The following is a 20,984-nucleotide window of genomic DNA, read 5'->3' on the forward strand; positions in this document are numbered from 1 at the left end:
CCGCGTCGGCCGCGGCCTACGCCCCGACACAGCCCGGCCCCGGACGCCTGCCAGAGGCGGCCCCGGGACGATCACCGGCTTCCGACGCCGGAAGACCCCGGGGCCGCTCATCTCCTTCACCCGCTCTCACCACATGAGAGGACGTACGCCATGATTCCGCCACCGGGCACCCCGGCGAGCGACCGGCTCCGACAGGCCACGCAGTGGGGGCTTGCCACCGCGGCCCTTCAACGGCTGCGGGCCAGGCTCGCCGATCACGAGATCTTCCCCGAACTCGTCCGGGAAGGCGGACAGCCCCGCCTGCTGCTGGGCGAGACGCTGACCGTGTGGACCGGCTACAGCGGCGAGGTCATCTACTGGGGACCCGACCTGGGTGCTCCCGCCGCGAACGCCCCGGCCTTCGACCTGGCCGACGTCGCACGCCGGATCGCCGAACTGGTCTACGCCGCCCTGACCCTCTGATCGCGTGGCGGCACGTGGAGCCGGACCTCAGCGCGCCGTCACGACCCATCCCGTACACGGTGGCGCGACGTCGCACACCCGGGCCGTACGGGAGAGACGACCGGACCTCCACCCGACACAGCCGACCGGGAGGCGGCCGGGCACGACCCCCGTGACCACGGGAGACGCCGACTTTCATCCCACAGGGGGGTGAAAGAGGAGGGCGGCGCTCTCGTGGTCACGGGAACCACCGCTTCGTCCTCCGCAGGAAGGAACCACGATGACACCGCACGCCTCCGAGCTCGCCCCGGTCCACTTCCTGGAACTGGAGATCACCGGCCGCTGCCAGCTCCGATGCGGTCACTGCTACGCCGACTCCGGACCCACCGGATCCCACGGCACCATGACAACCGGCGACTGGGAGGACCTGCTCGCCTGCGCCCCCGCCGCCGGGATCGCCACCGTGCAGTTCATCGGCGGCGAGCCGACGCGGCACCCCGACTTCGAGCGCCTGCTGACGCACGCCCTCGCCCAGGCCCTGAAGGTCCAGGTGTTCTCCAACCTCTACCGGGTCACCGACCGGCTGTGGGACCTGCTCGACCACCCCGGCGTCACGCTGGCCACCTCGTACTACTCCGACGACCCCGGCGAGCACGACCGCATCACCGGCCGTCGTGGCTCCCACGCCCGGACCCTCGCCAACATCCGGCAGGCCGTGCGGCGCGACATCCCGCTCAAGGTCGCCGTCGTCCGCCTCTCCGACGGCCAGCGCGCCGAGCAGGCATACGCGCAGATGCAGGCCCTGGGCGTCCACCGCCTCGGCCCGATCGACCGGATGCGCGGCGTCGGCCGTGGCGCCGCCACCATCGGCACGGGCGTCCGGGAGCTGTGCGGCCAGTGCGGCAACGGCCGCGCCGCCGTCGCCTCCGACGGGGAGGTGTGGATGTGTGTCATGTCCCGGTTCCTGGGGTCCGCGGGCAACGTCAGGACCACCCCGCTCGCGGAGATCCTCACCGGACGGGCATGGCAGGACCTCCTCATCCGGGTACCGCGCCGCAACGGCGCGATGGCCTGCAACCCGAGTTCGGACGGGAACGACTGCGCACCGGCGGAAACCGTCTGCGAGGGCGACGCCCTCATCCTGCCGACACGGTGGGAGTGGCTGATCCCTCTCGCTGGAATCGGCTGATGACGTCCCTGCCTCCGGAGCGGGGGAGGAGACTGACCGTCATGGACTGGCTCCTTCACGCGCGGCGGCTCGCCGGCCGCGTCACCCACCCGGGGTCGCGGTGGCGCGACGCCGTCGCCTCCACCCCCCGCCACCGGTTCGTGCCTGCCTGGTGGACCTGGAGCGACGGTCACTGGGAGCTCCGGCACGGTCCGGCCGACGAGGAGGCATGGCTGGAGGCCGCCTACCGGGATCGCACCCTCGTCACCAGGATCGGCACGTTCCACGCCGACCAGGCCAAGGCTCACGACGAGCCGACGGGGCGGCCCACCTCCTCGTCCACGCTGCCGGGTCTGGTGGTGCAGATGTACCGGCACGCCCGCATCGGCGATGAGGACACCGTCCTCGACGTCGGTACCGGCTCCGGCTACGGCACCGCCCTGCTGTGCCACCGGTTCGGTGCGGGCCGGGTGACCAGCATCGACGTGGACGCCTACGTGACCTCCGCCGCTTCGGAGCGGCTGACCGCCATCGGCCATACCCCGCGCGTCTCGCCGGTGGACGCCACCGGCGAGATCCCCGGGACGTTCGACCGGATCGTGACGATGGTGTCGGTACGGCCCATCCCCATCTCCTGGCTGAGCGCGCTCAACCCCGGAGGCCGCCTGACGACGACCATCGCCGGCACCTCCCTCATCGTGTCGGCCACCAAGACCGACGACGGTGGCGCCGCCGGGCAGGTGGAGCGGGACTGGGCGATGTTCATGAAGACCAGGACCGGCGCCGACTACTCACCTGGCCTGGCCGACCTGGTGGAGACCGCGCACGTGGCGGATGGCGAGGACGTCTCGACCGGCCGGTATCCCGTGATCGACATCGAGGAGAACGCCTGGGAACTGCGCTCCATGCTGGAGATCATGGCCCCCGGCATCGAACACGACTACCGCGAGAACGGCGACACCCGGATCGCGCTCATGATGCACGAGGACGGATCCTGGGCACGCGCCGAGCAGACCGGCCGCGAACCCCCGACCGTGCATCAGGGCGGACCGCGACGTCTGTGGGACGTGCTCGACGAGGCCCGCGACCACTGGCTGTGGGAGGGGTCGCTACCGCTGTACGGCGCGGTCGTCCGTATCAGCCCCGACGGGACGATCCACCTGCGGCGCGGCCGATGGAAGGCCACCATCGCCTGACCTTGGAAAGCACGCATCACCCCGCCCTTTTCCAGGGGGGCAGGTGATTTCATACGCCCGCTCATACCTGGCTCCGAGTGCGTGCCGGCCGCCTTCACGCGACGTCTACGCGGTCACCCGCGCCCACCGTCGTGAAGGCGGCCGTACGGATCACGCTCGCCGCCGCTGGGGGACAGCGGCGGCGAGCGGGCTCCGGTGGTTCACGTGGTACGAGGAGTCGGACCTTGGGCGCGTTGTGATCAGACGCGGTTCCACCGTTGGTTGGCGGCGCCGTTGCACGACCAGATCTGGGTCTTGGCGCCGTTGGCCGTGGAGTTGCCGACGACGTCCAGGCACTTGTTCGCGCCGACGGCGGTGATGCTCCCGTCGGTGTTGAGGCGCCACTTCTGGTTGTTCTGGCCGTTGCAGTCCCAGATGATGACGGTGGTGCCGTCGGCGGTGCCGGCGTTGTTGACGTCCAGGCACTTGTTGCCGTAGACCCGCAGCTCACCGGCGGCCGTGGAGGTCCACTGCTGGTTGCTCTGGCCGTTGCAGTCCCAGATCCCCACCTGGGTCCCGTTGGTCTGGGAGACGCCGGTCACGTCGAGGCATCTGCCCGAGCCCGCCCCCTGGATCCGGGTCGTGGACGGGGAGGGCGTGCCGCCACTGACCCGGAACACGACGGTGCCGTGGGCCGGAACGCTTGCCGAGATGGCGCCGGTGGTCGTGGTGACGGCGTTCGTCCAGGCGTCGCGCAGGTTGAAGGAGTTGCCGGACAGGCCGATCGCGGAGGCGGTGGTGCTGATCGTGGTGGTGCTGCCGCCCTGGTTGAACAGCGCGACCGCGACGTCGCCGTTGCCCAGCCGTTTGGCCAGGATGCGGCGGGTTCCGTCGTTACTGACCTGGGTGGCCTGAAGGCCGAGCGGGTCCTGGTTGATGGCGATCAGCTGCTGGTTCTTCATGATCGTGGCGGTCGCGTTGTCCATGTTGCGCACGTCGTTACCGGCGATCAAGGGCGCGGCCATGACGGCCCAGAGGGCGAAGTGGCTGCGCATCTCGGTGTCGTTCATGCCGCCCCGGCCGACCACCATCATGTCCGGGTCGTTGAACTGCCCCGGCCCGGCGTAGCCGGCGAGGGGGACGTTGACGTTGACGATGTTCTGGATGCCCATCGGGTAGCCGTTGGTCTGACCCGTGTTCCAGGCGTTGGTGATGTCCTCGGTCGTGCGCCAGATGTTGGCGACGTCGCCCCAGTTGCGCTGCGGGCCGGTCTTGGAGTGGATGCTGTTGGAGTTGATGCTGTAGAGGATCGGCCGCCCGGTCGCGGCCAGGGCGTCCCGCATCTTGGCGAAGGTGCGCACCTGGTCGTCGATGGTGCCGGTGGGTGAGCACCAGTCGTACTTGAGATAGTCGACGCCCCAGGCGGCGAACTGCCGGGCGTCCTGGACCTCGTGGTTGAGGCTGCCGGTCGCGCCCGGGTAGGAGTTGAAGTACTGGGCGCAGGTCTTGTCGAGGGGGGCCTGGTAGAGGCCGAACTTCAGGCCCCTGGCGTGCAGGTAGTCGCCGAGCGCCTTCATCCCGCTCGGGAAGCGCGACGGGTTGGCCTGGAGGTTGCCCGCCGAGTCGCGGTTGGGGTCGAACCAGCAGTCGTCGACGACGACGTACTGGTATCCCAGATCGCGCATGCCGTTGCTGACCAGGGCGTCGGCCGTCTGCCTGATCAGCGTCTCGTTGATGTTGCAGCCGAAGGTGTTCCAGGTGTTCCACCCCATCGGCGGGGTGCGGCCCACGCCGTTATTCAACGCCTGCGCCGGGGTGGCCGAGGTGACCGCCGTCAGGGTCAGCATCACGGTGACGGCGGAGGTCAGCAACGCGCGTATTCGTTTCCTTCTCATTGACAACGCTCCTCGGTGGACAGGGGATCGACGATCGGGCCCCCGGCGTGGGCTGACGCCCCGCACCGGGGGCCCGATCGCCACTCGGTCGAATGCGCGCCACGGTCACGGACTGACGCAGGTGGCCGCCGGGGTGGCCGGTGCGCCGTTGCTGAGGAAGCCGAAGGTCGTGCTCGCGCCGGCGCCGAGCGAGCCGTTCCATGTCTCGTTGCGTACCGTCACGGTCGAGCCGGAGCCGGACCGGACGCCTCCCCAGATCTGGGTGACGGTCTGCGAGCCGGGCCAGGTCCAGTTGACGGTCCAGCCGTTGATCGCGGAGTTGCCCGCGAGCACGGTGACCTCACCCTGGAAGCCGCCCTGCCACGAATTGGTCACCCGGATGGTCGCGGCGCACGCCCCCGTGACCGGTCCCGACGGAGTCGGGGTCGGGGTGGGGGTGGGGGTCGGAGTGGGGGTCGGGGTCGACTGGAACTGGCTGAAGAACTGCCACGTCTCTCCCGGCAGCCATGTCCTGGAACCGCTGTCGCCGGGTGCCCCGTCCTGCGGGGCGGCGATGTGCCCCTCGTCGAAGGCGGCCCAGACGACCGGACGGCCGCCCGCGCAGCCCGCGTAAGTGGTGCTCCGGTGCGTCAGGCTGCCCTGGCCGGGCTCGGGCGGGTTCTGGGCGGTGCAGCCGTTGTTCCGGACGAACCTGTCTCGCATCGACCGCCCGCCGGAGATGTTCAGCACGCCGTCCCGCAGGCCGTGCGCCGCGAAGTAGGCGATCGGCTGGGTGCCGCCGGCGCATCCGCTGAGCTGTCCGCCGGAGTAGACCGCGACGGCGCGGAAGACGTCGGCCCTCGCGCAGGCGAGCGCGTAGCTCATGGCGCCGCCGTAGCTGAAACCGAGGGCGAAACGCTGCGTCGTCTCGACGCAGAGGTCGGCCTCGATCCGCCGGATCATGTCGTCGACGAAGGTCACGTCCTCGCCGCCGCTGTTGGCCCAGCCGTTGTTGAAGCCCTGCGGCGCGACGAAGATCGCACTTTCGCCGGCCAGCCGCTGGAGCCCGTAGTAGGACCAGACGTCGCGCTGCACGGTCTGGCCGGTGGCGACGTCGGTGGCGGTGCCGCCCAGCCAGTGGAAGCCGAAGATCAGCCGGTACGGCCGCCGGTTGTCGTAGCCGGTGGGGATCCTCAGGATGTAGCTGCGGTTCTTGCCGCTGCTCTGGATCGTGTTGGTGCCGTTCTGGAGTGTCGGCGTCCTGCCGCACCCGGCGGTCGCCGCGAGGGCGCTGCTCGACGTGCTCGCGCCCGCACTGTGACTTATCGCCACGGTACCCATGGAGAGGACGAGAAGCGCCGCGGCCGTGATGGCGGTGAGCAGGGATCTGTGCCTGGACATGGGATGACTCCTTTCTGTCCGGTCATTGGAAGGAGGCGTCGTCGATGTAGAGGCCGTCGGTTCCGGCGGCCGTCTCGACGTAGAAGGAGGCGTTGGTCAGCGTGCCGGTCCACGAGACGGTCGCGGTGCCGGTGAGCTGGGTCCAGCCGTTCGTGTTCACCGTTTGCGCCGGGGTGAGCTGGAGGTAGTTCGTCGTGCCGTCGGCGGTGAGCGTAAGGGTCGCCTTCGCGCTGGGAGTGCCGCTCTGTGAGCGCACCCAGACGCTCGTGGTGTAGCTCTTGCCGTTGGTCAGGGCCGACGTCACGTTCTGGTGGGGGCCCTGCCAGGCGGCCGTACGGCCGGAGTTGAGCAGGGACCGGCTGCCGGCGTGAGCAACATCGGTGGCGGAGGACAGGGTGCCGCCGGAGCTGGTCCAGCCCGCAGTGCCGTTCTCCATGGTGCCGTTGGTCAGCAGGTTCCCGCCGCTGCCGCCGCTCGGGGTGAACTGCCACCAGTTGAGGTTGAGCAGGTAGCCGCTGCCGCCGGTGAAGCGGAGATACAGGTCGCGGGTTCCGGTGGCTCCGCTGACGGGGCAGGTGACGGTGGTCCAGTTCTGCCACCCGCCGGTCCCCGGGACGGCGCAGGTGCCGACGAGCGTGCCGGTGGCGCTGCCCAGGCGGAGTTCGATGCTGCCGCCGCTCGACCCCGAGGCCACCCGGGCGGTGAAGGACGACGCCCCGGTGCCGAAGCCGACGCCCTTGACCTTGATGTTGTCGCCGTTCTCGATGAAGCCGACGTTCATGCCGCCCTCGGTGGAGGCTTCGGTCTCGACCCCCGATGCCCAGGCGATGGTCTCGGCCTCCTGGCGTACGAACGGGTTCAGCGTTCCCAGCTGCGGGGGGCCGGCGGTGGTCATGTTGATGGTGGGGAAGGTGCCGTCGGCGTTGTAGGTGAACTTCTCCACGGCCACCGACCTGGTGAAACCGCCCCCGCCCGGCAGGGCGCCGTTGTGGTAGAAGAAGTACGACCCGCCGTTGAAGTCGGCGATTCCGGCGTGGTTGGTGAAACTGCCGCCCTGGCGGGGCATGATCGTCCCCCGGTAGGTCCACGGCCCGGTGGCGCTGGGAGCCGTCGAGTAGGCGATGAACTCCGAGCAGCACTCCGCGGCGAACACGTTGTAGTAGAGGCCGTTGCGCTTGAAGACCCAGGGCCCCTCTTCGTAGAGGGTGGGACGGCTCGTGTTGCCGCCGCGCGCGCCGAATCCCGCGGCGGTCAGCGGGATCTGGGTCGGGCTGCCGGAGAAGGAGATCATGTCTGTGTTCAGCCGGACGTACCAGAGGTTGGGGTTGCCCCAGTACAGGTAGGCCTGACCGTTGTCGTCGATGAAGACCGTGGGGTCGATCTCGCCGTTCCTCACCAGCGGACGTCCGATGGCGTCGCGGAACGGCCCGGTCGGGCTGTCGGCGACCGCGACGCCGATGGCCATCGAACCGGAGGCGCGGTCCCGGACCGGCACGTACCAGTAGAACCTGCCGTTGCGATAGGCGACCTGGCCCGCCCACGCGTTGGCGTCGGCCCAGGCGAAGGTGGCCAGGTTCATCGGGGAGCCGTGGTCGGTCCAGTTCGCCATGTCCGACGACGAGTACACCCGCCACTCGCGCATGGTGAAGTACGTCGAGCCGTCCTCGTCGTGACCGGTGTAGAGGTAGACGCGGCCGTTGTGGACGAGCGGCGCCGGGTCGGCGGTGTAGACGGTCTGGACGATCGGGTTGTCGGCCCTGGCCGACAACGGGAACAGCATTGCCGTTAGAAGCAGGCCCACGGTGCACAGGACCGTGCGCAGAGCAGGTCTCACCTGTTGTCTCCCTTAGAGACGTGATGACGGGGGCGTGGTCCCGGGGCGGTGGGCGCTACCTCCCTCCGCGCCCGGGACCGGTTCAGGAGATGATCTGGGCTCTCCGCGTGACCCGGGCGGGCTCGGCCTGCGCCGAGCCCGCCGCTTTGGATCCACCCGGTCCTGATCGCATGCCGTGACGACGCTCACCCGATTCGGCATGCGCCTTTGCCGCGAACATCAGGAACACCCGAGCCGGACCCGGGTCACGCCGTCAGCGCTGCAGTGTCAGCAGGCCCGGCCGGTAGGGCAGGAGGCCGTAGTCGCCGCCGGAGTTGGGGCTGCGTCCCTGGTAGAGCAACTGCAGGTTGCAGGGGTCGACGGTCATGGTCTGGTCGGCGTTGGTACGGATCAGTTCGCCGTGGCTGATGTCGTTGGTCCAGGTGGCGCCGCTGTTGGCCTTGCCGGCGAAGGGGTTGCCCTCGGTCGCGGCCTGCGGTGTCCAGGTACCGTTCAGACTGGTGGCCGTGAAGGAACGGAAGTAGCGGCCCTGCGAGCCGATCGCCTCGACGATCATGAGGTAGCGGTTCTCGTTCTGGATCTTGTAGACCTGGACGGCTTCGAACAGGTTGTTCGTCGTGTCGCTCATGATCACGGTCGAGTTCGAGCCGAAGCTGCCGGGGAAGTTGCCGATGGGCATGCTGGCCCGGTAGATCTTGCCGTTGTCGCCGGCGAAGAACAGGTACATGTTCGTGCCGTCACCGATGACCGCCTGGTCGATGGGGCCCGTGCCGGAGCCGGTGATGCTTCCGGAGAAGAGCGTCTGCGGTGCCGACCAGCCGTTCGGGTTGGTGGGGTCGGTGGAGGTGCGGTAGGAGAAGGCAGGGCCGCCCCACTGGTAGGCGAGCACCCAGATGTTCTTGGGGGCGAAGTAGAACAGGCTGGGGGCGACGGTGGCGGAGTTCATCGCGTTCTGGCTGGCCGAGGCCATCTCCGACCAGTTGGTGAACAGGCCGAAGTTCATCGAACCCCAGCTCGACCCGTTGTCGTGCGTCGTGGCGTAGACGAGTTGCCTGCCGTTGTAGGGGGCGACGGTGAAGTCCTTGAGCGAGACCCACCCGGACCTCGGGTTCGCCAGCGAGCCGGTCGACGTCCAGCGGTACGTCGACGGAAGAGCGCAGGTGCCGGTCGGGGTCGGCGTCGGGGTCGGGTTCGGCCCGCTGCCGACCTGGACGAGTTGCCACTGCTGGTTGTTGCCGCCCCAGTCGTCGTACTGGACGATGTTGGCGCCGTCGGCGGTGGAGGCACCCTGGACCTCCAGGGCCTTGTTGCTGTGGCGGCTGATCAGGCGGACGTAGCCGCCGGCGGAGTCGGCCAGGCGCCACTGCTGGTTGGTGCCGTTGAGGTCGGCCCACTGCACGATGGCGCCGCCGTTGGCGGTGGAGAAGTTGTAGACGTCGAGGACCTTGCCGGAGTGGCGGGACTTCAGGCGGTAGTAGCCGCCGCCGGAGTCGACGAACTGCCACTGCTGCTGGTTGCCGTTGTTGCGGGTCCACTGGGTGATGCGGGCGCCGTCGTTGGTGGCCAGGTTGTAGACGTCCAGGGCCTTGCCGCTGTTGCGGTTGACCAGGACGTACCAGGCATTCGTGTCGACCGTCGCCGCGTTCGCGGATTGGACGGCCACGAAGAGGCTCATCAGCAATGTGGCCGCAGCCACGATGACGGCCAGGGGTCTTGCTCTCATGATGTACTCCGATTTCATCTGACGCGGAGCGATTGGGCGGTGGGGTGGTTCTTACGGGGTCGTGAGGTCGAAGCGGCGCACGGTCACCGCGCCGCCGAGGGACTGGGTGGCGTGGTTGAAGATCCCGAAGCGGTAGCCCATGAAGAACTGCCAGGCGTTGTTCAACGTGAAGGCCGGTCCGAACGAGGTGAAGTTGGTCCCGTCGGTGCTGTAGGAGAAGCGGGCCTGCCGTCCGGAGCCGGGCCGGATGTCGGCGTTGACCCGCAGCCAGATCCGGCCGCCGGAGACGTTGGCGCTCGCCGCCTCGGTGCCGGTGCCGGTGGTCTGCCAGCTGCTGTTCATGGTCAGCCCGTTGGTCATCACGACGCGGGTCGTCCCGTTGTCGCGTTTGAGGCCGATCCAGGCCGACTGGTCGCGGAGCATGGCCAGGCCGCTGCGGTCGCCGTTGGCCATCTGCGAGTAGTCGAGCTCGATCGTCGCGGTCGACGACGGCCCCTGGATGCGGTGGGTCAGGGTGTTGCGGGCGTTGTACAGGTCGCCTGTGACGGTCGCGGTCTGCAGCCGCAGCCCGTTGCCCGTCGACCACCTGGTGTTGTCGGGGTTGTGGTTCCACTCCCAGCGGTGACCGAGCGCGCCCGAGGTGAAGGAGTCGGGGCCGATCATCGACTGGACGGTCCGGTTGGTCTGGATGTTCGGCTTCGGGTAGTTGACGCCCCAGCCGCCGTTGACCGTCTGGATCGTGGGCCAGCCGTCGCCGGTCCAGGTGATCGGCGCGAGAGCGGGCACCCGGCCGCCGGGGAAGGCGTCGACGAACGACATGTAGTACCAGGCGCCGTTCTGGGTCTGCACGAGCCCGCCCTGGTGCGGCACGCCGCCCCCGGAGATCGGGCCCGGCATGTTCAGCAGGACCTGGCGCATCTCGTACGGGCCGAACGGGCTGGTCGACCGCAGCACGTACTGGCCGTTCGCGGGCCGGGTCAGCCAGATGTAGTAGTAGCCGTTGCGCTTGTAGAAGCGGGCGCCCTCCAGGGTGCCGACGCTGGAGGGGGTCTGGAACACCTGCTGGGCGCGCACCTGGCTGAGCCCGTCGGCCGAGAGCTGGGCGACGCTGATCGTGCCGTTGCCGTAGGCGACGTACATCGTGTCGTTGTCGTCGACGAGCAGGCCGGCGTCGTAGTAGCAGTTGTTGATCTGGGAGCGTTTGGTCCAGGTGCCGTCCACCGCCGAGGCGGTGTAGACGTAGGTGCGGTTGAACTCGACGCAGCCCATCCAGTAGTACGTGCTGTTGCTCGGCCGGTAGTTGAGGGTCGAGGCCCAGATGCCCTTCACGTACGCCCGGCCGCCGTTGAGGTCGTAGGCGTTCGAGTCGAAGTCGAGCCGGGGGACCGAGTGGCCGGCGTACTCCCAGTCGACCAGGTTGTAGGAGCGCAGGATCGGCGCGCCCGGCGAGTAGTGCATCGTCGAGGCCGAGTAGTAGTAGGCGTCGCCGACCCGGATGATGTCGCCGTCGGCGAAGTCCTGCCACACGACCGGATTGGTGTAGTCGCCGCCGGTGGTCGGGGTGGGGGTCGGGTTCGGTTCGCTGCCGACCTGGACGAGTTGCCACTGCTGGTTGTTGCCGCCCCAGTCGTCGTACTGGACGATGTTGGCGCCGTCGGCGGTGGAGGCGTTCTGGACCTCCAGCACCTTGTTGCTGTTGCGGTTGATCAGGCGGACGTAGCCGCCCGCGGAGTCGGCCAGCCGGAACTGCTGGTTGGTGCCGTTGCCGTCGGCCCACTGCACGATGGCGCCGCCGTTGGCGGTGGAGAAGTTGTAGACGTCGAGGACCTTGCCGGAGTGGCGGGACTTCAGGCGGTAGTAGCCGCCGCCGGAGTCGACGAACTGCCACTGCTGCTGGTTGCCGTTGTTGCGGGTCCACTGGGTGATGCGGGCGCCGTCGTTGGTGGCCAGGTTGTAGACGTCCAGGGCCTTGCCGCTGTTGCGGTTGACCAGGACGTACCAGGCGCCGGTGTCGACCGTCGCCGCGTTCGCGGCGGGCGTGACGAGCGTGAGCAGGGTGCCGACGAGTATGGCCGAGGTGATGGCGGCAAGCAGTACGCGCAGATGATTTCGCCTGGTGTAATGCATACGTCCCCCTCCGGATAATTTTGTTAGCGTTAACATTTGGGTCATGACGTCACCCGGAATGTGGCGTCCTGCCGGTCGGCGGCGCTCGACGACGCGTTGACCGGGTCGATGCGCAGCACGTAACCCTGGTGCCGCAGGTGGTGGGTCGGGAAGTTGTACGACCGGAACGACGACCAACTCCCGTCGGCCAGCCCGGCCACCCGATAGAACGTCGCGTCGGCCCGGAAGGTCGCGGAGTTGTCGTTCGGGTCCAGCCGGATCGCGTAGTCGCTGTGGCGCAGGAAGCTACCGGGAACGCTCACCGCCTCGAACGACACCCCGGCCGAGTCGGCCAGCCCCGGCACCATCCGCCACATCTGCTCCCGATACGGGTCGAACGGGTAGGGGTCGATCCGCCCGATCCGGTTGGCGTGCCGGACGAAGTAGTCGGGGAAGTTCGACGACTTCAGCCGCACCCAGTTCGGCAGGCCCCACCGGGAGACCAGGGCGTTGTACTCGGCGTCGGTGATCCCGGCGATCGAACCGTGCTTGGAGTTCATCGGCGGGGTGTAGTCGCGCTGGTTCACCGCCGACCACGCGTTCGCGCCGATGTTCGACGACGACCACAGGTAGTAGTCGTTGTTGACCGGGCTGAAGGAGTCACCCCACAGACGCCAGCCACCCTCGTTGGTCTTCTGGAGCAACGGCGCCTCGATGGCGTTGCCGATGCGGATCCCGCTCGTGTAGGTCGTGAAACTGTTGGGCTGGCCCGTGGCGGAGCGGGCGCCGTACAGGTTCCCGTCGTTGAGGTTCTTGTAGTAGAGGTACGTCGTGGAACCGTCGACCACGATGTCGCCGTCCAGCACGTTGAAGCCGGGGCTGAAGAAGGTCTGCTGCGCGCCGACCGACTGGAAGTCGGAGGTGTAGTTGACCGCGAGGATGTCCCGGCCGCCGGTGTCGAACGAGTAGACGATGCCGTACTGCCCGCGAGAGTTGTCGTAGAAGACCGTCGGGGCCCAGGTGTGGCCGCCGGTGGTGTGCATCCGCAGGCGGCGGTAGCCGGTGAAGTTGGTCAGGTCGACCGAGTCCCAGACATGCAGGTACTGGCTGGGCGTGCCGAAGTTGAGGCCCTTCAGGTCGGTGGCGACGACGACGAAGGTGCCGTCGAGCTTCCGGAAGATCTGCGGGTCGCGCAGGCCCAGCTGGCCGGCCGTGGGGGTGACCACGGGGTTGTTCTGGTTGAGGGGGGTCCAGTTCAGGCCGTCCCGGCTGACCGCCAGGTGCAGGCCGTAGTCGGCGGCCTGCTGGCTCGGGGACTCGGTGAAGTAGCCGAAGACGTACGCGGCGTTCGCCGCGTACGCCGCTCGGGGGAAACCGACCACGCCGGTGGTGGCGAGGGCGGCCGACGTCAGGGCGGCCCTGCCGAACTGCCTGCGGCTCAGGGACACGGGCGTTCCTTTCTCTGGGGGGTTACCGGAGGGGGTGTCCGGTCCCGTCGCCTGGCGGACGACGGGACCGGGGCGCGGTGTGCGGTCAGGTCACGCCGCAGGTCCGGCCGTTCTCCGTGAACGGGGCAGGAAGCGGGCATGCCGGATCGGCAGGACCTGTACGGCCCGACGTCGCCGGGTAGCCGTCCGCTCGGTCCCCCGGGAGTTCAGGCGCGGGAACAGGTGCTCCCGTTGAGGGTGAAGGCGGAGGGGGCGGCGGTGTTGCCGGTGTGGGTGGCCTGGAAGCCGATCTCGACCGAGCCTCCGGCGGGGATCGAGCCGTTGTAGCTCACGTTGCGTGCCGTCACCTGGCCACTGGCGGGCGAGTAGGTGGCGTTCCATCCCCCGGTGATGCTCTGGCCCGAGGGCAGGGTGAAGACGAGCGACCAGCCGTTGATCGCGGAGGAGCCGGTGTTGGTGACGGTGATCGCCGAGGTGAATCCGTTGTTCCAGGCGTTGAGGGTGTAACCCACCCGGCACGGCCCACCCGGGGGCGGCGTGACAGTGGGAGTGGGGCTCGGGTTGGGAGTGGCCGCGTTCAGCGTGTTCAGCACCGAGGTGTAGGCGGCCTTCTTGTTGCCGGCGGCGTCGAAGAGCAGGGGGTTTTGGCCGGTGCGCCAGGAGTCGCTGTCGCGGATGCCCCATACGGTGATGCCGGTGCAGCGGGCGACGTTCAGGCAGGCGCGGGTGACGGTGGCGTACACGTTGGCCTGGTTGGAGCCGGAGATGTCGAGTTCGGTGATCTGGACGTCGACGCCGAGGTCGGCGAAGCGCTGGAGGTTGGCCTGGTAGTCGCCGGGGACGGAGTTGGTCAGGTGGGACTGGAAACCGACGCAGTCGATCGGGACGCCGCGTGATTTGAAGTCGCGGACCATGTTGTAGATGCCGGTGCTCTTGGCGTTGATGCCGTCGGTGTTGTAGTCGTTGTAGCAGAGTTTGGCGCCGGGGTCGGCGGCGCGGGCGGCGCGGAAGGCGGCTTCGATCCAGTCGTTGCCGGTCCGCTGGAGGCTGGAGTCACGCCGTCCGCCGGAGGTGCCGTCGGCGAAGGCCTCGTTGACGACGTCCCAGGAGTGGATCTTGCCTCGGTAGTGGGTGGCGACCTGGGTGACGTGGTTGATGGCGGCGCTGCGCAGCGTCGAGCCGGACAGGCTCTGTGCCCAGCCGGGCATCTGGGCGTGCCACAGCAGGGCGTGGCCTCGGATCTTCATGCCGCGTGCGATGGCGTGGTTGGCGATGCGGTCGCCGTTGGTGTAGTTGAACGAGCCGCGCGACGGCTCGGTGGCGTCCCATTTCATCTCGTTCTCGGCGGTGACCGAGTTGAACTCGCGGTTCAGGATGTTCACGTACGTGGAGTCACCGAGCCTGCCGGCGGCGATGGCCGCGCCGAAGTAGCGACCCGACTGGGCGGCCGCCGCCCCGAGCGTGGTCTCCGCAGCGGAGACGGCCGACGGGATGGCCACCATGACGCCGGCTCCGAGGGCTGCGGCGATCGTGAGAGTGAGGGTTCGTCGTGCTTTCGAGGCGACGGTCAGGATCGCAGTGGGGGGCATGCCGGTTCCTTCTTGGGCACGAGGTCGAGACGGGGGAGGCATCCATCGCTCCTTGGCCACGGCTGGGGGACAGCGGCCGCCGAAATCTGTTATCGCTAACATTCGAGACTCCAGATCTCCATGGCCTGCTCCCGTGGATGTGTTGACGCGGAGTACATCCGACTGTCCGATCCAGGTCAATGAGTCACAACCCTCGCTGACCTGGGCATTGCCGCTGACATGTTTCCCGGCCTGGGCATTCGCCCGGAGGGAGATCATGTCGCGCTGCCCGCGCATGTGAAAGTTTCACAGAAGTTACCAGTTGGCAACCGTAGAATTCCGGCTGAATTCAGCTAACTTTCTCGACGGCCCCTGCTTGACGACCCGGGTAGCCCGAGCCGGCCGGTGGAAATTTTCTGTTGACAACCGATAGTTGTCGGATCAATGATCGTTCCAAGTGTCCGGCGAAGCGGGCTGGAAGGGGGGAGGAGCAGCGAAAACGGCCATGCCGAGAGACCGAAAGTCGCCCGATACACTCCCTATATGACCTCGACCGAGGAATCCCCCCACGCCGACTCGGCCTCTTCCAAACCGTTGACCCTCTCTCAGCTCGCCGAGCTGGCCGGGGTCTCCATGGCCACCGTCTCAAAGGTCGTCAACGGCCGCTCGGAGGTCGGCCCGGAGACCCGCGCCCTGGTCGAGGGCCTCATCCAAGAGCACGGCTACCGCAGGCAACGCCGCCGCATCAAGCCGGCGGGCCTCATCGAGGTCGTCTTTCACGAGCTGGCGGGCGACTATCCGATAGAGATCGTCAAGGGCGTCCAGCAGGTCGCCCGGCGGCACGGCCTGAGCGTGGTGATCTCCGAGCTCGGCGGCCGGCACACCCCGGGACACCGGTGGATCGAGGACGTGCTCGGCCGCCGCCCCACCGGCGTCATCACGGTGTTCTCGGGTCCCACGGAGGAGCAGCGCGTACGGCTGGCCACTCGCGAGGTCCCCCTGGTCGTGCTGGATCCGGCCGGGGATCCCGGCCGCGGCGTACCTTCGGTGGGGGCCACCAACTGGAGCGGCGGCCTGGAGGCCACCCGTCATCTTCTCGAACTCGGTCACCGCCGGATCGCGATGATCACAGGGCCTGAGTACGCGCTCTCCGGCCGGGCACGCCTGGACGGTTACCGTGCCGCCCTCGACGCCGCCGGTGTGCCGGTCGACCCCGACCTGATCTGCCAGGGGACGTTTCAGATCGAGGACGGCCTGGCCTGCACCCGCCGGCTGCTGAAGCTGCCCGAGCCACCTACCGCGATCTTCGCGGCCAACGACGGCCAGGCCGTCGGTGTCTACCACGCCGCCCACGAGCTGCGACTACGCATCCCGGACGACCTCAGTGTGATCGGCTTCGACGACATGCCCTCCTGCCGCTGGGCCATCCCGCCGCTCACCACGATCCACCAGCCCCTGATCGAGATGGGCGCCACGGCCGCCACCATGCTGATCAGCCTGGCCGAGGGGGAGTCGCTCCAGCAGCGGCGAGTGGAACTGGGCACCGAACTCGTGATCCGTGGGAGCACGGCCGCCTTTCGCGGTGGGAAGGCCGGCCCTGAAGCGCTCAGTCAGCCGATCCGAGTGAAGTGAGCGCTTGAGAAGGTGTGACCGCAGCAAGCCGGCACGGGTCGCGCCTCTGAAGGACTTGGCAGGGGTGCTCTCTCAGCGGGGATTCATGATCTCGATGATCCGGAGGAACCCGTCGGTGCCGTGGCCACGCCCGATGGCGCGGCGCGCCAAGCCTTCGGCGGCGCGCATCACGCTCGCGTCGATGCCGTGGGCCTCGGAGGTGTGGACGATATGGGCCATGGACGACACCGCCGAGGTGATCGGGTTGTCTTCGCCGGAGAACCTCCCGCTGTCGACCTCCTCCGCGGCCTGCTCGAAGATCGGCGGAAGGATCGCGCCGATGCCTTTGGCGAACGGTGCCAGCTCCCGCGCGGTGACCCCCTCGGCCATGGCCATCGCCAGCGCGTGCGCATAGCCCGCCATCGCGGTCCAGAAGATGTCGAGCAAGGCGATGTCGTACGCGGCCGCCCGGCCGATCTCCTCACCGAGGTGGGTGTGGGTGCCCCCCAGGGCGTCCAGCACCGATCGGTGCTCCCGGTAAAGCTCGCCGGGGCCGCTGTGGAGGAACACCGCGGCCGGTGTGCCGATGGTCGTGGTCGGCGTCATGATCGCACCGTCCAGGTATCCGATACCGTGCTCGGCCGCCCAGGTCGCGGTGTCCCGGGCCCGGCCGGGGGTGTCGGCGGTCAGGTTCACGACAGTGCGCCCCTTGAGCGCGTCGGTGACCGCGTCGCGTCGCACGATGGCGTCCGCCGCGTCGTAGTTCACCACGCAGACCACGGTCAACGTGCTTGCGGCGACCGCCTCTTCGGGCGATCGAGCGCCGACCGCGCCCCGCTCGACCAACTCCCGTTCCTTGCCCGGTGTCCGGTTCCAGACCGTGGTCCGCAGGCCGGCGTCCAGGAAGGCCCCGGCCAGGGCCCGCCCCATCGGCCCCAGGCCGAGCACGGTGACAGCAGACTGTTCATTGTGTGAGGTCATGCCTCGACTCCTCGATGACTAGCGAAATGGTGATGAAGATGACGCGCAGCCGTGCCCAGGACCCGAACGTCTGCGGAGTGACCGCCGCGATCGCCGTGATCGACGGCAAGTGGAAGACGATGTTGCTCTGGCTGCTGGAGTCCGATCCGCACCGCCCCAGCGAGTTACGCCGGCGGTTGCCGGGTCTCACCGAGAAGGTGCTGACTCAGACGCTGCGGGAGATGGAGGCCGACGGACTGGTCCACCGGGAGGTGCACGATGTGCAGCCGCTGAAGACCGTGTACTCCCTGACCCCGTTCGGCCGCGAACTCTCCGAAGTGTTGGCGCCGCTTTCCGACTGGGGCCACCGGCGCCTGGAGAAGCTGACCGAGTCCCAACCGGTCTCCTGATACACCGCCAACCTGCCCGTCTCGTCTGGGTCTGACGGCCTTCGACCGCCCACGACCAAGCTTCAGGCCGCCCCGGTCCTGCCGACAAGTACCCACAAAAAAGTGGCTACCGCAGGAGCACGAGATGTGGAGTGCCCGGCTCTTCATCAATAACCTTGTCTGCGGTGTAGACGAGGTTCAATGTCCACGTTAACATCGTCTCTAATCGAGACGATGTTCTTTGCGTTCTGTCGACGCGAGGACTTCATTTCGGGCGTGGTAGTAATGAGATCCGCGAAGGAGGCCGGACAGACAAGTTGGTGCGCCATGACCGAGTCCTACCTCGGTGTCCTCGGTATCGGCGAGGCGCTGGGGGTGAGCCGGCACGCGGTGCACAAGTGGCGCTCCCGCTATCCGGGCGATTCGCGTCACCCGTTTCCCGAGCCCGACGTCGAGGTCGACGGGGCTCCCGGCTGGCGGGCTGATCGGCTGGAAGAGATAGTGCGGTGGCGCGACGGCCTGCCGGGTCGCGGTGCGGGCGGAGGCCGTCCTTCCGCCGCACGTCAGGAGTACCTCAGGGCGGCGGCGGTGCGCGGCCTGGACCGAGACGAGGCGATGCGCGCCCTCGTCGCGTTCACCGAGGAGTTCCCCGAGATGACCGAGCCGGAGATCTGCGCCTGGCTCATCGAGAAGTGGCGCGGGTAGCACTTCCCGGCAACACCCCTCCACACGGAAGGCGATGACGCATGCCCGAAATCGGTGGGAACACCGCACCGGGATTCGAAGGAGTACGTGAGGCGTTCGCGGCCAATCTGGCCGGCGGCCAGGAAGTGGGCGCCGCGGTCGGCGTCTACCTGCACGGCCGGAAGGTCGTCGACCTGTGGGGCGGAATCGCCGACCCCGAGACCGGCCGCCGCTGGGAGCACGACACCCTGCAGGTCGTGTACTCCACCACCAAGGGGGTCACCGCCGCCTGCGCGCACCTGCTGGCCCAGCGCGGTGAACTGGACCTCGACGCACCCGTCGCCGACTACTGGCCGGAGTTCGCGGCGAACGGGAAGGACCGTATCCCGGTCCGCTGGCTGCTCACCCACCAGGCCGGACTGCCCGTGATCGACCACCCGGTCACCCCGGCGGAGGCGATCGCCTGGGACCCGATGGTGACCGCACTGGCCGCCCAGCGCCCCTCCTGGGAACCGGGCACCGAGCACGGCTATCACGGGCTCACCTACGGCTGGCTGGTCGGGGAGGTCGTCCGCCGGGTGAGCGGCCGCAGCCTCGGCACGTTCCTCACCGAAGAGATCGCCGCACCGCTCGGCCTGGACCTGTGGATCGGGCTGCCGGAAGCCGAGCGGCATCGGGTCAGCCGGATCATCGCCGCGGTGCCCGACGTCGAGGCGCTGGCCGGGATCGACCTGGACGCCCTTCCCGGACCCGCGCGCGAGGTGATGGCGGCCTATGCCGATCCGACGTCGCTGACCGTGCGGTCGATGACCGTCGTCACGCCGCCACTGGACCACAACGACCCCGACGAGCAGTCCGCCGAGATGCCCTCGACCAACGGCATCTGCACGGCCCGCGCCCTGGCCCGCTTCTACGCCGCGCTCATCGGCGAGGTCGACGGGCACCGCATCCTCGGACCCGACACCTTGGCCGCGGCGACCGCGGAACAGGTCGGTGGCATCGACCGCATCCTGCGGGTACCCGTCCGGATCGGCACCGGTTTCGGCCTGCCGACACCCGACGCGTTCTGGTACAGCCCGACCGCCTTCGGTTTCCCCGGTCTCGGCGGATCACTCGGCTTCGCCGACCCGGCGACCGGCCTGGCGTTCGGCTACGTCATGAACCACCTTCAGGAGGGGGTGCCGGACCACAGGGCGGCCAACCTCCTGGACGCGGTGCGGGACGCGATGAAGGCCCAGGCTCGGTAAGAGCCTTCGGCGTATCGGCGGCGGCGGACAGGCACGGCCGGCGGCGCCGATACGCCGCCCGCAGAGCCGCGTGCGCGCGGATCGGCGGGTAAGGCCGACCTCTTTTGAACGCGTTCAGCGTGCCGCGCTAGGCTCGCCTCACACGTTCTGGGGAGTCCGATGAAAATAGTGATACCCGGAGGAAGCGGTCAGGTGGGCGCGATCCTGGATCGTGCGATGACCGCCGCGGGGCATGACGTCGTGGTGCTGACCAGGCGGCCGGTGCGGCAGCGTGACATCCGCTGGGACGGGGAGACCCTGGGGCCCTGGGCACAGGAGATCGACGGCAGCGACATCGTGGTCAACCTGGCCGGGCGCAGCGTCGACTGCCGCTACACCGCCGCCAACCTGAGGGCCATGATGGACTCGCGCGTGCACTCCACCCGGGTCGTGGGCGAGGCGATCGCGGCCGCCGCGCGGCCTCCCCGGGTCTGGTTGCAGATGAGCACCGCCACCGTCTACGCCCACCGCTTCGACGCGCCCAACGACGAGGCGACCGGCGTGCTCGGCGGCACCGAACCCGGTGTCCCGGACTACTGGGCCTACAGCGTCGAGATCGCGAAAGCGTGGGAGCGGGAGCAGGAACGGGCCGAAACCCCGCACACGCGCAAGGTCGCCCTGCGTACCGCCATGGTGATGAGTCCCGATCGCGGCGGCGTCTTCGACGTCCTGCTGCGGATGGCGCGGCTCGGCCTCGGCGGCCCGATCGCGGGCGGCGCGCAGTACATGTCCTGGATCCACGACCGCGACTTCGTCAGCGCCGTCGAGTTCCTGGCCGACCGGGAAGACCTGGCCGGGCCGGTGAACCTTGCCGCCCCCGATCCTCTGCCGCAGCGTGCGTTCATGCGCGTGCTGCGCGCGGCATGGGGGATTCGGATCGGCCTGCCCGCGACGAGGTGGATGGCCGGGCTCGGCGCGTTCGCGCTGCGCTCGGACACCGAACTTCTGCTGAAAAGCCGCCGGGTCGTCCCCGGCCGCCTGCTCGAAGCGGGTTTCACCTTCGACCACCCCCGGTGGCCGGAGGCCGCCGCCGACCTCATACGACGCGTGCGCGGAGGGGCCCGCGTCCCCGGGTGAGCCTCCCGGGGCTCCTGCGGGCCACCGGCGACCTCGCCGTTCCGCGGCCCGTGCGGCACGCTCTCCCTGATGACACACCATCGGTGTCCGGACTGCTGTAGTCCGGTCACCTGACTGACGGCCTCGAACGCCGGAGAGCGCCGATCCCCTGCAGGGGATCGGTCACCGGAGTCGAGGAGGAACTTCGGTCGTTCCTGGAGGCGATCGAGCCACTCGGGCCTCGCGCTCACGCCCTCTGG

16 protein-coding genes are annotated in these 20,984 nt (G+C 68.8%); 8 read left to right on the forward strand and 8 right to left on the reverse strand.

The window, feature by feature from the left end:
• The first annotated feature begins 150 nt into the window (after nt 1-150).
• The 3 genes from AB0K21_RS41480 (at nt 151) to AB0K21_RS41490 (ending at nt 2,805) form a co-directional block, all read left to right on the forward strand.
• Nucleotides 151-462, forward strand: coding sequence for a hypothetical protein (locus tag AB0K21_RS41480; protein WP_343969450.1), 312 nt, complete (start codon nt 151-153; stop codon nt 460-462).
• Between the two features lie 259 nt (nt 463-721).
• Nucleotides 722-1,630 (forward strand): radical SAM protein, encoded by a 909-nt coding sequence (locus tag AB0K21_RS41485; RefSeq protein WP_364158097.1) that lies wholly within the window; start codon nt 722-724, stop codon nt 1,628-1,630.
• 41 nt (nt 1,631-1,671) lie between these two features.
• On the forward strand, nt 1,672-2,805 hold the full coding sequence (locus AB0K21_RS41490; protein WP_364158100.1) for a methyltransferase domain-containing protein: 1,134 nt from the start codon (nt 1,672-1,674) through the stop codon (nt 2,803-2,805).
• Nucleotides 2,806-3,044: 239 nt separating this feature from the next.
• Here the strand turns inward: AB0K21_RS41490 and AB0K21_RS41495 are convergent, their stop codons facing one another.
• The 7 genes from AB0K21_RS41495 to AB0K21_RS41525 form a co-directional block, all read right to left on the reverse strand.
• A complete protein-coding gene (locus AB0K21_RS41495) occupies nt 3,045-4,679 on the reverse strand; it encodes a lectin (RefSeq protein WP_343969459.1) in 1,635 nt (544 codons plus the stop codon).
• Nucleotides 4,680-4,784: 105 nt separating this feature from the next.
• Nucleotides 4,785-6,059, reverse strand: coding sequence for a cellulose binding domain-containing protein (locus tag AB0K21_RS41500; RefSeq protein ID WP_343969462.1), 1,275 nt, complete (start codon nt 6,057-6,059; stop codon nt 4,785-4,787).
• 22 nt (nt 6,060-6,081) lie between these two features.
• The gene (locus AB0K21_RS41505; RefSeq protein WP_364158105.1) at nt 6,082-7,893 is read right to left on the reverse strand and encodes a family 43 glycosylhydrolase; all 1,812 of its coding nucleotides are present in this window, start codon (nt 7,891-7,893) and stop codon (nt 6,082-6,084) included.
• A gap of 253 nt (nt 7,894-8,146) precedes the next feature.
• Nucleotides 8,147-9,616, reverse strand: coding sequence for a non-reducing end alpha-L-arabinofuranosidase family hydrolase (locus tag AB0K21_RS41510; RefSeq protein WP_364158108.1), 1,470 nt, complete (start codon nt 9,614-9,616; stop codon nt 8,147-8,149).
• 51 nt (nt 9,617-9,667) lie between these two features.
• Nucleotides 9,668-11,743 (reverse strand): family 43 glycosylhydrolase, encoded by a 2,076-nt coding sequence (locus tag AB0K21_RS41515; RefSeq protein ID WP_364158111.1) that lies wholly within the window; start codon nt 11,741-11,743, stop codon nt 9,668-9,670.
• Between the two features lie 41 nt (nt 11,744-11,784).
• A complete protein-coding gene (locus AB0K21_RS41520; RefSeq protein WP_364158114.1) occupies nt 11,785-13,170 on the reverse strand; it encodes a glycoside hydrolase family 43 protein in 1,386 nt (461 codons plus the stop codon).
• A 206-nt stretch (nt 13,171-13,376) separates the two neighbouring features.
• Entirely contained in the window at nt 13,377-14,759 is a 1,383-nt protein-coding gene (locus AB0K21_RS41525) for an endo-1,4-beta-xylanase (protein ID WP_364158117.1), read from the reverse strand.
• A 522-nt stretch (nt 14,760-15,281) separates the two neighbouring features.
• Here AB0K21_RS41525 and AB0K21_RS41530 point away from each other — a divergent pair.
• Nucleotides 15,282-16,370, forward strand: a complete 1,089-nt coding sequence (locus AB0K21_RS41530) for a LacI family DNA-binding transcriptional regulator (protein ID WP_364158120.1) — start codon at nt 15,282-15,284, stop codon at nt 16,368-16,370.
• A gap of 72 nt (nt 16,371-16,442) precedes the next feature.
• Here AB0K21_RS41530 and AB0K21_RS41535 read toward each other — a convergent pair whose 3' ends face one another.
• A complete protein-coding gene (locus AB0K21_RS41535; protein WP_364158123.1) occupies nt 16,443-17,330 on the reverse strand; it encodes an NAD(P)-binding domain-containing protein in 888 nt (295 codons plus the stop codon).
• Between the two features lie 38 nt (nt 17,331-17,368).
• Here AB0K21_RS41535 and AB0K21_RS41540 point away from each other — a divergent pair, with 38 nt between their 5' ends.
• From AB0K21_RS41540 to AB0K21_RS41555, 4 genes are all read left to right on the forward strand, one after another.
• Nucleotides 17,369-17,719 carry a helix-turn-helix domain-containing protein gene (locus tag AB0K21_RS41540; protein WP_343969486.1) on the forward strand — a complete coding sequence of 117 codons (351 nt, stop codon included), beginning with the start codon at nt 17,369-17,371 and terminating at the stop codon, nt 17,717-17,719.
• Between the two features lie 306 nt (nt 17,720-18,025).
• Nucleotides 18,026-18,403 (forward strand): hypothetical protein, encoded by a 378-nt coding sequence (locus AB0K21_RS41545; protein ID WP_343969489.1) that lies wholly within the window; start codon nt 18,026-18,028, stop codon nt 18,401-18,403.
• A gap of 41 nt (nt 18,404-18,444) precedes the next feature.
• A complete protein-coding gene (locus tag AB0K21_RS41550; protein ID WP_364158128.1) occupies nt 18,445-19,629 on the forward strand; it encodes a serine hydrolase domain-containing protein in 1,185 nt (394 codons plus the stop codon).
• Between the two features lie 159 nt (nt 19,630-19,788).
• The gene (locus AB0K21_RS41555) at nt 19,789-20,745 is read left to right on the forward strand and encodes a TIGR01777 family oxidoreductase (RefSeq protein ID WP_364158131.1); all 957 of its coding nucleotides are present in this window, start codon (nt 19,789-19,791) and stop codon (nt 20,743-20,745) included.
• The last annotated feature ends 239 nt before the right edge of the window (nt 20,746-20,984 follow it).

This window comes from Streptosporangium sp. NPDC049248 (assembly GCF_040678965.1).
GTDB classification, from domain to species: Bacteria; Actinomycetota; Actinomycetes; order Streptosporangiales; family Streptosporangiaceae; genus Streptosporangium; species Streptosporangium fukuiense.

Coding starts and splice junctions, on each gene's coding strand:
- AB0K21_RS41480 (WP_343969450.1), top strand. CDS start 151: ATGATTCCGCCACCGGGCACCCCGGCGAGCGACCGGCTCCGACAGGCC.
- AB0K21_RS41485 (WP_364158097.1), top strand. CDS start 722: ATGACACCGCACGCCTCCGAGCTCGCCCCGGTCCACTTCCTGGAACTG.
- AB0K21_RS41490 (WP_364158100.1), top strand. CDS start 1,672: ATGGACTGGCTCCTTCACGCGCGGCGGCTCGCCGGCCGCGTCACCCAC.
- AB0K21_RS41495 (WP_343969459.1), bottom strand. CDS start 4,679: ATGAGAAGGAAACGAATACGCGCGTTGCTGACCTCCGCCGTCACCGTG.
- AB0K21_RS41500 (WP_343969462.1), bottom strand. CDS start 6,059: ATGTCCAGGCACAGATCCCTGCTCACCGCCATCACGGCCGCGGCGCTT.
- AB0K21_RS41510 (WP_364158108.1), bottom strand. CDS start 9,616: ATGAGAGCAAGACCCCTGGCCGTCATCGTGGCTGCGGCCACATTGCTG.
- AB0K21_RS41515 (WP_364158111.1), bottom strand. CDS start 11,743: ATGCATTACACCAGGCGAAATCATCTGCGCGTACTGCTTGCCGCCATC.
- AB0K21_RS41525 (WP_364158117.1), bottom strand. CDS start 14,759: ATGCCCCCCACTGCGATCCTGACCGTCGCCTCGAAAGCACGACGAACC.
- AB0K21_RS41530 (WP_364158120.1), top strand. CDS start 15,282: ATGACCTCGACCGAGGAATCCCCCCACGCCGACTCGGCCTCTTCCAAA.
- AB0K21_RS41535 (WP_364158123.1), bottom strand. CDS start 17,330: ATGACCTCACACAATGAACAGTCTGCTGTCACCGTGCTCGGCCTGGGG.
- AB0K21_RS41540 (WP_343969486.1), top strand. CDS start 17,369: ATGACGCGCAGCCGTGCCCAGGACCCGAACGTCTGCGGAGTGACCGCC.
- AB0K21_RS41545 (WP_343969489.1), top strand. CDS start 18,026: ATGACCGAGTCCTACCTCGGTGTCCTCGGTATCGGCGAGGCGCTGGGG.
- AB0K21_RS41550 (WP_364158128.1), top strand. CDS start 18,445: ATGCCCGAAATCGGTGGGAACACCGCACCGGGATTCGAAGGAGTACGT.
- AB0K21_RS41555 (WP_364158131.1), top strand. CDS start 19,789: ATGAAAATAGTGATACCCGGAGGAAGCGGTCAGGTGGGCGCGATCCTG.